The sequence below is a fragment of the Paenibacillus xylanilyticus genome, assembly GCF_013359935.1.
In the GTDB taxonomy this organism is placed as follows: Bacteria; Bacillota; Bacilli; order Paenibacillales; family Paenibacillaceae; genus Paenibacillus; species Paenibacillus xylanilyticus.
Genome location: NZ_JABMCB010000202.1, coordinates 409,542 through 421,639 on the forward strand (window position 1 = coordinate 409,542; position 12,098 = coordinate 421,639).

A 12,098-nucleotide genomic window follows, 5' to 3' on the forward strand; every position below is an offset into this window, starting at 1 on the left:
GATTTATTTCAGGTGCTGGGAACAACGCTTCAAGTTGCTTATGATAGAGACAGAGGGCTAATAACTCAGAGATTTTTTTCAAATAAAAAAACGATGTATTAACTTCAAAATAAACAAAAGTGCGAACCCTCAAAATGATGAGGATTAGCACTTTTGTTATCGTCCTTACTTCAGTTCTAATCACTTAGTGTTATTGGACTGCCTCAAACACTTCAGCATACTATCTTACCGTCACATTTAATTTGGATGATCTGGTTTCCCCTGATGAATTACGAAGTACAGCTTCATACTCATACGTACCAGGTACCCTTCCGGTGATTGCAGTAACTGCAGACTGTGCACTAGGCGTATGAGCTTGCAGCGATTGCGCATCGATCAAAACACCATTTTCGTAAAGTTCGTATTCGGTTGCATTTGTTCCCCACCATAGATTCATGGTGACATTAAAGTTGCCGTCACCGTCCCAGTTGTCATTCGACAGAACAGCTTGCCCTGGGGAAGCATCAGTGACGATGACTGTCAGCGGTACACTTACGGTCGTACCGAGTGCATTTATCAATTCCCCGGTATAGGTATAGGTACCATTTTTCTGTCCAGTAATATCCACTTTAACAGACTGTGCGGATGGGGATTGATCGACCAGAGAAATATCCTTAATCAATTCACCATTCTCATACAGTTTGAACTGATTGCCGTTATTGCCCCACCACAGATTCATCGTGACCGTGTAGTCGCCGTCTTTGAGCCCTGTGTCATAACCGTTATTGTCAGACAGCACTGGAGTCCCAGGGGCCCCATTCGCTAGCGGAGTTGCTATGTTAAGCCATTCCTCCCACTTAAGCAGCACATTTGTCTGCTCATCCGTGAATACAGTTCCTCTAGCTGCCTGAACATCATTACCGTAGGATGTGAGCAGTTTACGCGCCTTAACTCCTTCAAGATTATTTGCTGCCTGTTTGGCCTGCTGTAACGTGTTTGTGAGCTGATCAGCAAGAATGCTGGCATTAGGATCGATCGATTCATCAGCAAAGGCGTTGGTCAGATTAATCAGGCTGTCGAATGTAGCGATAACGCCAAAACGATATTCTACCGTCTGTTCCCAGCCAGCCAAATCGGAGACCGTTGCCGTAACCTGGTTCAGGCCGGGTTCCAGTGTATACGCAGGAGTGTCGAGAAGCACACCCTCTGGTTCTTCTACACCGGATACCGAATCGGAGGCTGTATAGCCAATTTCCACGTGCTGATCAATGCTGTATTCAGTTTGACCATGAATTTCAATGGTTGGAGGTACGAGATCAATGAATATGGACAATGACTGTTCGCTCTCTTTGTTACCATCGACATCGACGCTCCAGTAGGTGATGGTATGTGTACCTTCTTCAGTTAGGGTCAACTGCGCGCCACTCACCGCTTCCCCACCATTGATTTGATAATAGGTCCCTTCGATTTCGGAATCTTCATCGTTTGCTGTGAAGGTTACTTGTATTGGAGAAGTATACCAGTCGTGCCGCGATTCTCCTTCCACAGTTGCCGTAGTATGCGGGGCTCCCTGCTCCGGAGATTCCCCTTCCAACGTAACCAAATCAGATAGCGGTATATTCAATTCCTTCACAAGGCGTGCCACGAGTTCAGACACCTTGATTGCACCATTCATCTGCAAATGTGTATTGTCTTCCGTTGTGCCTACCCACATGAATATTGATTTGGTTCCTTCTGTGCCAAGCTCCTGGAAATACTCCCAACTGGCTTGGTTCAGATCGATGATGAGCGTTTCCGTTTCCTGCGCCGTTTCTTTCATCGCCTGTACGTATTCCGGGAAGCTCTTGTTCAGCACCTCTCCGGTAAAATCACGGCGGTTCACTGGCGTGACCAGAACTGGAATTGCACCTCTCTGCAGAGCACCGTCAATGTAATCTTTCAAATAAACCTTAAACTGCTCGGGCGTTAGATAACGCTCCGGACGGGACGGCGTGGAATCGTTATGAGACCACTGCATGAACAGATAATCGCCTTCATGAATGTCGAGTAAAATATCGTTGAGATATCCACCGACCAGGAAGGTCTTGCTGCTCAGCCCGCCAACTGCCCGGTTATCTATACTGACTTCATTCTTATCAAAATATCCATCCAGCGTTTCGCCCCAGCCCGCTTGCGGACGGTAGTTCTCTGCGTAATTGGCCACAGTGGAATCGCTGGCCAAATAAATAACTGGTTTTTCGCTTGCGCTGTGATCTGGCAGGCGCTCCAGCTTCAGTGCATTGATCTTCGGTGCATTTCCGGTGAAGTTGAAGTTAAATACCCCATCGATCAGGGCAATGTCATACGTGATTTCTTTGAATTCGCCCTTGGCAATGGTTGTGAGCGGCAGCTTTGTCATCTGCTCTACAACGACATTTGCACTGGTCGATTCTGCAGCATCTCCCATGGTCATCGTTACCCGGTAATTCGCCGGCTCCATCTCCACAAGGAAGGAGGTTCCGTTTACTCGTGTGAAATCCTCTTTGAGTGAATCTCCAGTTTCACGGTTCTCATCTCTGGTCAGCGCAGTATCGGCAAAGCCGTACCCGTTGCCTTCAATGTACGCTCTTTTGTCATCAACTTTGATGTATTCGTCGGCTGCGCTGCCGGAACCAAAGTCAAATTTGTATTCGCTTATCTCTTCGCTCGGTTCACTTGTCAATGAATCCTTCGCAACAGTTAACATGTTAAACGCATGGTCAACTTGAGCCTGCGTGGCTTCCGTATTGAATATAGCTTCCGCAGCTGCCAAAGCCCGGTTCACCACGGCCTTCGATGCATCTGTATAATCCGACAGATTCAGTGTTTTGATCTCATCGTACAGAGCGATTAAGGCAGTCTGATCGCCGCCCTCTGAAGAGAGCTGAGTACCTTCTATTCGCACGTTGTCGATTTGGGTAGTCCAGTTCAACGTGCCTCCACCGCCTTTTCTCGTTCCCAGGAATCGCATGGATCTGACGTTGTCCGCATATGCGGCGGAACTCAGCGAGATATCTGCAATCGTTTGTGTAACTGTCGGATCCGCCAGGTTCGTTAATGTCAGATCCAATGTTTTCTCGGCAAAATTAACAGTTGCATCCACATTGACCCACTGGTTCTTGGAAATCTCTGTAGCGGTTCCTCCTTCGGGTATGGCCGTGTCTCCTGTACCGTAGTCCGGATTATATGCACCGACATAATAATGGATTTTGGTGCTTCCGGTTTTGGTATACAGCGTGAAAAGGGCATTTTCGTTGGAATCCTGAATCGTGAGATGGCCTTCTGACGGATAGGCACTCACATTACCGGATTGCCAGTCAAAGTTCACGTTCACCTGATCGCCGTTTACGGCATCAAACAGACGGAATACTTTGGCCCGATTGCCTGAACCTGAGCCCGCGACGGACAGCACCTTATTTCCAGACTGTTCAACAACGGTCCCCGTCATGGTTCCTCCAATACCCGTGGCATTGACCATCGCATACTGGTAACCGGCAGCGTCGCCTTCAAAATCCTCCTCATATAGCTGGGCTTCCGGCTCTGGCTCGGGTTCAGAATTATCCGGGTCGATGACCAGCGGCGAAATGCTCAGCTCCATGTCTTTGACCGCACCAGCAACGAGTCCGGCAATTTTCTGTGCACCATAGCTGCTGAAATGCGTATTATCGTTGATCCCATTCGGGTATTTCGGATAATCACCCGGATTAGCATAGAGGAACACTTTTTCCGTAGCTGTATTTCCAATTTTGTCGTAGTAAGCAATACTCAACTTGCTGAGATCAATCAGCGGCACGTCCTGCTCCTCCGCCACTTCTTTTGCAGCCTGCACGTATGCCGGGAAGCTGACGTTGAATTCTTGAGTCACCGTGTTGAAATCTCTGCGTCCAACCGGAGTGAGCAGTACTGGTGTAGCGCCGCGCTGTTTGGCACCGTTTACATAACGAGCTAAGTAAGTCTTATAGTCCTCTGGTGATGCGTAACGGTCCGGTATCCCTGCACTGGCATCGTTATGACCAAAGGAAATGAAGAAGAAGTCCCCCGGCTTAATTCGCTGCAGGATCGTATCCAGACGACCGTCTACCATAAAGGATTTGCTGCTTCGGCCGCCGATCGCATCGTTCACGACGACTGCCCCATTGGAGAGATAACGTCCGAACTGCTGGCCCCATCCTTCTTGAGGAGCCTGCGCTTCACTGTACGATTGCATGGTTGAATCACCAGCCATATAGATCGTTGTTGCCGCACCAGCCGTTTTCTCTGGATATTTCTCGATGATGACGTCTTGGATGTCTATCGCTGTACCCGTGAAGAGAAGATCGAGCTGTCCATCCACCATAGCAATATCATAGGAATACTCCAGTGGTGCTCCCGCTGTCACATTGGTTACGGCGAGCTTCTGGACGAATTCGGATTTGACTCCAACGTTCGAGTCATTGGCATCATTGCCCAATCGCAGCGTCACTTTATAGTTGGCATTTGGCAGGTCAACGGCAAATGTCGTGCCTGTCGCGACCGAAACCTGGTTTGCCCCTACCGTAACACCATTTGTATCCTTGAAGCCGTATCCCGGATCTTGTGCGTAGAGCGTATCCTGTATGTTCGTACTTCCTGATGTAGTCTCTGTACCGAAATTAAAGCGGTAGACCGGCTCCAGCATTTCAGCTTCGCGAGTCAGCGTCAGATTGGCTTTAGGGAATGCTGTAGCTTCCGCTCCAAGATAAAAGCCGGTATGAGGCGGCTGGTTGTAGGATACATTTTGCCAGGCTACGCCAAGTCGATACACAGGGTCTTGCATCAGCGTAGGGATGCGGTAGTCTGAAGGAATGGTCGTCGTGTAGAGACGATACTCCGAACTATCTTCGCTCCGCAGCAGAAGCTCCTCACGCCAGTCGCCCAGAATGTCCGCCTGGAGTGCCGGATTGCCTTTGGTATGGTTGTTCGTTAACGTACCGGTTGCCCGGAAGATTTCATTCAGCTTCTTGTTTTGGTAGTCCCACTTATAGATGAGCGGAATTCCTTTGGCTGTGCTATTATCCCACTCATGGTCCAACAGCTCCCGCTGAAGATCTCCATCCCACCAGATGGCGAAATTGGCGGTTTTGGGCCCTTCGTCCACAGTGTAGATAGCCTCTCCGGCTGCTGAATAGGTATTGGTTACAGGTACACTTTGCCCATTGGTAACGGTCGTGGCCCATGATTCATAACCCGGATAGTTCGGATCAATGTCCGCCGACATCCCGCGACCGGTGTCAAAACCTGTTTTCTCACCCCAGAGGATTTCACCTGTTGCCGCATCGCGCATCTCCAGCCCGTATGCCGCATCGGAATGCTCGTGCACACTTACGACTTGATAGCCCTCCCGGTTCGGATCGAGCTGGCCGGCGTGCATGGCGTCGCCGTGGCCGAGTCCGGTGCTGTACATCAAGCTGCCGTCATCGTCAATGGCCAAGGCGCCAAACATAATTTCGTCCTTGCCGTCCTTGTCGACATCCAGCACACTTAGATTATGGTTGCCCTGTGATTGATATTGTGATCCTGCTTCATTCGTGTCGAACGTCCAGCGCTTGACGAGTTCCCCGCCAACATAATCATAAGCAACAAGCACTGTGCGGGTATAATAACCCCGGCTCATCACGACACTTGGCTTCGTACCGTCCAGATAAGCGATGCCGCCAAGGAAACGGTCTACACGGTTGCCATAGCCGTCACCCCAATCACTGACGTTGCCTCTTGGTGGATCATAGTCCACGGTGGATACGGCTGCTCCGGTCTCACCATCAAACAACGTGAGATATTCTGGACCTGAAAGTATGTATCCGCCGTCGTTGCGATAATCCTTCGTGCCGTCACCAATGACCGTGCCTTGGCCGTCCTTTGTGCCGTCCGCCGTCTTGACAACAACTTCGGCCTTTCCGTTGCCATCCAGGTCATACACCATTAACTGCGTATAATGCGCTCCGGCGCGGATGTTAACGCCCAGGTCAATCCTCCACAGCTTCGTGCCGTCAAGCCTAATGGCATCGATATAAACATTGCCAGTATAACCGGCCTGCGAATTGTCCTTGGAATTGCTCGGACTCCACAGGAAGACGATTTCATATTCGCCATCTCCGTCCAAGTCAGCTACGGAAGCATCTCCTGCATAATAGGAGTATGTTCCGCCGTCCTTAGTCCGGCCATCGGCCGGTTTATCGAGTGAAATAGGCAGATAATCGTTATGCCAGACCGATACAACCTCCGGCTGCATTTGCTCCTTGCCTGCAATGACAGTCGAAATCTGATATTGCGAGCTGTCGAAACCAGTGGTGTCCACATAGTTCGTCACGTCACGTATGGGCGATGTGTTCACTTTGGTTCCATTTTTATATATGTTGAAAGCGATATTATCCGGGTCGTTGTTTAAATACCTCCAGCTTAAAAAAACGCCGTTGTCTACGAGAACCGCAACCAAACCCCGGTTTAGATATTCTGCCTGGCGACCCGGAAGGTGACTTGATGACTCTGCACGCGCCGGAGCTGGAGGTACAGCCAGTGAAATAACCATTAGGAATGCTAAAAAAGTTACAAACATCGATTTCTGGATGGAAACAGTTCTTCGGTACATTGGATTAGCTCCTCCTTATCTAAAAACATTTTTAGAATGTGCGGAAAGAAATCTTTTGGCATTCAGGCAGCCCCATGGAATCATAAGCTCAATCTGTCCCGCATGTTGTTTGTCGTTCGCTGTCATTTACAGAACTATTCCTTTGTTGCTTTAAAACTTGTTTTCACGATCCATAGAACACAAACTACAGTCACCCCCTTTTTTATGTTACCGCTTACATTTATCTTACAGGTCTAAAAAAAGACAGACAATCTAAAAAATGTGACGTATTATATAAGATAATTGACTTTTTTAGGAAGGAGATTAACGATGGTTCATACGGTCTCTTACGCTTTTCGTAATGACGATACATCAATCATGACACTGGACTCTATTGGATGGCAGATCGTTTCAAGCAAGGAATATCGTTGTCCAAGTGATGATAGACCGGACCCGGGGCACGTCGTTTTTCAATACACGCTTAATGGTCAGGGTTATCTGGATATTAAAAATCAAACAATTCCTTTACCAAAGGGACATGCCCTACTTGTTAAAATCTCGGGAGAACATTGCTATTACTATAAACACGAGAACAACGAACCTTGGGAATTTATATGGATCAACATTCGTGGGGATGAAGCGAGCAGAATTTGGGATATGATCCATGATAATGAGGGGCATGTCATTCTGCGAAACGCGGACTCTCCCTTGATTCAAGAGTTATGGCAAATTATCCATTTGATTCATCAGGAGAACGTGACGGACAAGTATCGTTTGTCCATGCAAGTCTATCGGTGGTTGCTTATCCTGGTACAGACGAGTCGGGATGCGGAGAGGGATATTGGTGCCCTTTCAATAACAACGATCGAGAAATGTAAAAAGTTCATCCGAGAGAATTATGCATCTCCATTGACGCTGGATCTGCTGGCGAGCCATTGCGATATCAATAAACACTACTTGTGCAGGTTATTTCAGAAATCCGAGAAAACATCACCGCTAGCCTATCTCAAAGACAGACGCATTGAGGTTGCAATCCGACTACTCCGCACAACGGAACTTCCGATTTCCCAAATTGGTCAACAATGCGGCTTTGAAAGTCCCAGCTATTTCGGCAAAGTTTTTCGGCAATATATGTCCATGTCGCCCAAAGAATATCGCATGAATAAGCTAGAGTTTCCTTATGAAGCTATTTATTATGAATAGCCACGCTTGCTGTTTGCCAGTAATCCGTCACCAGGCTCTTCTAATGTTTAATTTTCCGCTACGCAGTACCGAAGAAATAAAAAAGACGCTATAAATAGCGACTTTCGATGGAACTAAGTTCTTATCCCTCAATATTAATCAAGAATGCGAACGAACTGTGGCTTATTATTGATTGTTTCCCTCATAAACAAGGGCAAAAACTTGTCTCATTTGCTGCACCAACACGTGTCTGGAAAAAGTGGAGCATAGTGTCGAAGGCGAACAAATTAATTTCTTGTTTCCTGTGTTACCCCAGTAACTGGCTGGCGTTTTACAGTTCTGACGATCACCGACGCCATTTTACGTAAGGCTGGATCTAGTCTTGTAATCCAGGTCAACTGTTCTATCCTATCAATAAACCAAAGAGTCAGTACTAGACCGACTAGCGAGGCTAAAACAGCAACTGGTAAAGCCCATATTGAAACGGGATGGGCGAAGTAGGGAATCAATGAGACAGCTAAGATTGGAGCAGCGTTCCATTGGAAGAACTTTATCAGCGAGATTGTAAGAATTGCAGTGACAAAAAATGAAAACGCCCCTGTATCGATTGTATAAAAAAAGCTTCCAAGTGTCGCGGCAATTATCGCCCCAATACTAATCCGTCCTATATCTCTAATATTCCCCACTCGGTGTATAAACAAGAAACTGAATGCGCCAAGGGTCGGATAAAATACCATCCTTATCGATGGGAATTGACTGGATACATAATAGATAATCGCCAAATAGCTGCAAATAAATAACGAACGCAGAAACATGTGAAGAGAGACCATCCTTTCCGTCTATAAAAGCCGAGTTACTTACTCAGCTTTTAATACTACAAAAGGATGACGCTTCATGTCAACAAATTTCCAGAAGGGAACTTTTTACGGCGTTTGCAGTACTCTTTCTGTCTAACCTAAATCCATTGATGTGACAAATCAAAACAAAAAAGTAGGTTTCATTTGTTCTTATTCTCCATTGCGTTCCAAATTCTCCATACTATGAGTGGATAGTTTAGTTTTGTTCCACTAATTGAAAGTTAAACAATGATTGGTTTAATCGGAAGTAAAATTCCAAAGAAGAGTCACTCGTTTTTCATCTTCATTCCAACTATCAAAGAGGGAGCTTGATTTCAAATGTCGTTCCTTCACCAACGATACTGTTAACTGTTAGTTTTCCGTTATGATCGCTTATTATTTTGTAACACATCATCAAGCCTAAACCTGTTCCTTTCTCTTTCGTGGTGAAAAAAGGCTCACCTAACCGTTGAATCAAAGTCTCAGGAATACCAACTCCCTGATCTATAAAACGAATGTAGATATAGTTCGTTTGAACAACAGTGACGATACTAACTTCACCGCCACTTGGCATAGCTTCAATTGCATTTTTTATAATATTAACGAATACTTGCTTGATTTCAATTTCTGAACACTTAACTAAGGGAAGGCTGCTCTCCATTTGCACATGAAATTGGATATTGTTCAAAGTGGCCTGAGCTTCTAATAGCGTGATGACATTCTGCAAGATAATCCCTATATCGTATTTTTTTAAGCTCAGCGAATGTGGCTTTGCAATGGTTAAAAACTCACTAATTATACTATTGATACGATCTATTTCAGCAACCATAATGTCGGCATATTCTGCATTCCAGTTTTCTTTTGATTGCATTAATTGTAAGAAACCACGTAAAGTGGTTAAAGGATTACGGACTTCGTGCGCAAAACCAGCAGCTAATTGGCCGACTACATTTAATTTATCTGCTTTTCGAAGAAAGTCTTCTGACCTTTTACGTTCAGAAATATCTCTAGTTATACCGGTCAAAGCAATTACATTTCCTTGAGCATCCTTTATAGGGGACATTGTTAAATGGATATAGATCATTTCACCGTCCCTTCGTTGTGTAACTGTTTCAAAACTTATCACATTCATTCCCTTTTGTAACTGTTTGCTTATTTCTACAATGTCAGATTTCATGTTTAAGGGTAGAGAAGAGACGCTTTTTCCAACAAGCTCCTCTTCAGTCCAACCAAATATTTTTTCGAAAGAATGGTTGACTCGTATTACAATCCCTTCTATGTTTGTAACACAAATACCATCAACGGGATGCCCAAATAAAGATTCCAAGAGCTCTTTCGTAGCTCTCAGTTCTTCCTCAGCTTTTTTTCGTTCTGTAATGTCTACGCAAGATGCAATTACTTCAATCACAGTACCTGATTGTTTGATGGGTCGTAATGACGCAAGGTAGAATATCTCTCCTTTTTCACCTTCGTATGATATTCCCTCTTTTCCTTGCCATGCTTCATGATAAAAGGTCTCTTTATATTCAGCTACATCATAGGGAAGAAAATCCCTAAGCTCCTTTCCTATAATCATTTCAGGAGACAAGCCAATTTTATATAGCAGCTGTCCAGCACAGAACGTATGTATAAATCGACCTTGCTTTAGTTTAAATTTAAAAGTCATTCCTTGTTGCTCCGAGAGAATTTCCCTATATTCCTGATCGGCGAAATTTAAAAAATTGTCTCCTAGTCTTTTGTTCATAAGTTATTTTCACTCCAGATGAGAATCATTTTAAGGGTAGATTCGACGATCATATAACATATTCCTTCCAGATAATGTACTGGAGACGGTGAATGTCGTAGCTTAAATCTTAGAGGTGTGTAAGTTGAACAAGACCCTTGAATTCGTTTGTCAGCCTTATACAGACGCTAAAAAACCTTCCTAAGAAGCCGTTACGTCTAGACATTCTTCTAAAGGAAAGTTTTATTTCTAACATGCTGGAGCAAGCATCATCGGTTGGTTATGGATAATGGCTAATGCTCCAATTAAAATTGGCTATAGCGGGAGTACTCAATGGTGCGTTTCATTTAATCTAGGCTTTTTGATGTTATGCGTGCTTAAATAATAAAACCTTACTCCTCATCTAGCATTGCTATTGGGCTAAAAGATTCGAAATGAATATTCTCCTTAGGCACATTTAGTTTACTAAGTTTTTTTATAATATCCTCCATAAAAGGGGGAGATCCACACAAATAATACTGCGCTGGTTCTACCGGTTTTATTGAAGACAAAACATTTAAATCAATATATCCCTCTTTATCGAATTGGTGAGAGACCTTGTCCTCCTGCGTGGGTGATGTATAACATACGAAGCAATTTACATTTTTGTTAGATTGCACAATCTCTGTCAAATGTGTTTTAAACGCATGGGTTTGGCCATTTTTGGTGGCGTGAATAAAACGGACCTCACGCTGGGGCTGTCTTTCCACGATGTCATTTAACATGCTGAGTAATGGAGTAATTCCAATTCCTCCACTAATTAAAACGACTGGGAATTCGTCTGTACTTAAAACGAAATCACCTGCGGGAGCAGAGAAAAGTAGCTTGTCCCCTTTTTGAATGTGGTCATGCAAATAGTGAGAAACAATTCCCTCTGGATCATTGCTTGCTGCATCCTCCCGTTTGACCGATATTCTGTAATAGTCCTTACCTGGCGCTTCGGACAGACTGTAATGGCGGATATGTGTGTAGGGTTCTTCAGGAATATCTGCTTTTAGCGTCAAATATTGTCCAGCTTTATATGAAGTTATGGCCTTTCCATCCTCCGGCTTCAAGTAGAATGAGGTGATCTCCTTGGTTTCCTCTTCTTTTTTATCCACGATAAATCGCCGATAACCAGACCACCCACCTGCCTGTTTTTCAGTCTCCTCATACAACTCCTTCTCCATCTGTATAAAAAGGTTGGCAATATATCCGTATGCTTGCCCCCATGCATCCAAAATCTCTGGAGTTGCAGCATCTTCAAGCACATCTCTTACCGCTTGTAGTAATGTCTCGCCAACGATTGGATATTGATCGGCTCGAATACCAATGGCCCGATGTTTCTCGTTAATTCTTCGAATAACTGGGGTAAGTACCTCAAGATTGTTAATATGCTCGCCTGCAGCATAAACAACATAACCAAGGGCTTCCTGTTGGATTCCTTTCTTCTGATTGGTTTGATTAAAAATATTCATTAACTCAGGAGCACTGAGAAAAAGTAATTCGTAGAACCGTTTTCCGATTTGGTGACTATTTTCCTTAAGGACCGGCGCTGTATTTTTAACAATTTCTTTTGTTTTAGCATTTAACATGTAAGTTAATCCCTTCAGTAAATGATCTTCCCTATAGAGTATTGCTTTAAAGGGTAAGTGGTATACCCTAAAATTCCCAAAATGAATTCAGCGTAATATATAAGGGAGATCCAGTATAGATCTGGAAGGCTAGCTGAACCTTCCAGTCGATGACCAAAAGGAAC

At 44.9% G+C, this 12,098-nt stretch carries 5 protein-coding genes; 1 reads left to right on the forward strand and 4 read right to left on the reverse strand.

Features of this window, described 5'->3' with window-relative positions; translation table 11 throughout:
• Window positions 1–220: 220 nt before the first annotated feature.
• Complete coding sequence (locus HP552_RS28565; protein WP_175398745.1) at window positions 221–6,601, reverse strand: rhamnogalacturonan lyase family protein; 6,381 nt, start codon at window positions 6,599–6,601, stop codon at window positions 221–223.
• 309 nt (window positions 6,602–6,910) lie between these two features.
• Between HP552_RS28565 and HP552_RS28570 the strand changes: the two genes are divergently transcribed.
• Window positions 6,911–7,783, forward strand: coding sequence for a helix-turn-helix transcriptional regulator (locus tag HP552_RS28570; protein WP_175398746.1), 873 nt, complete (start codon window positions 6,911–6,913; stop codon window positions 7,781–7,783).
• Window positions 7,784–8,049: 266 nt separating this feature from the next.
• Here HP552_RS28570 and HP552_RS28575 read toward each other — a convergent pair whose 3' ends face one another.
• The 3 genes from HP552_RS28575 to hmpA all read right to left on the reverse strand — a co-directional run bounded on the left by HP552_RS28575 (window position 8,050) and on the right by hmpA (window position 11,934).
• Entirely contained in the window at window positions 8,050–8,577 is a 528-nt protein-coding gene (locus HP552_RS28575) for a hypothetical protein (protein WP_175398747.1), read from the reverse strand.
• Window positions 8,578–8,914: 337 nt separating this feature from the next.
• Window positions 8,915–10,342 (reverse strand): PAS domain S-box protein, encoded by a 1,428-nt coding sequence (locus HP552_RS28580; RefSeq protein WP_175398748.1) that lies wholly within the window; start codon window positions 10,340–10,342, stop codon window positions 8,915–8,917.
• 371 nt (window positions 10,343–10,713) lie between these two features.
• Window positions 10,714–11,934, reverse strand: coding sequence for an NO-inducible flavohemoprotein (gene hmpA / locus HP552_RS28585; RefSeq protein WP_175398749.1), 1,221 nt, complete (start codon window positions 11,932–11,934; stop codon window positions 10,714–10,716).
• Window positions 11,935–12,098 lie beyond the last annotated feature (164 nt).

Excerpts from the sequence above, each read along its gene's own strand:
- hmpA (WP_175398749.1), bottom strand. The coding sequence starts at position 11,934 with ATGTTAAATGCTAAAACAAAAGAAATTGTTAAAAATACAGCGCCGGTC.
- HP552_RS28575 (WP_175398747.1), bottom strand. The coding sequence starts at position 8,577 with ATGTTTCTGCGTTCGTTATTTATTTGCAGCTATTTGGCGATTATCTAT.
- HP552_RS28580 (WP_175398748.1), bottom strand. The coding sequence starts at position 10,342 with ATGAACAAAAGACTAGGAGACAATTTTTTAAATTTCGCCGATCAGGAA.
- HP552_RS28565 (WP_175398745.1), bottom strand. The coding sequence starts at position 6,601 with ATGTACCGAAGAACTGTTTCCATCCAGAAATCGATGTTTGTAACTTTT.
- HP552_RS28570 (WP_175398746.1), top strand. The coding sequence starts at position 6,911 with ATGGTTCATACGGTCTCTTACGCTTTTCGTAATGACGATACATCAATC.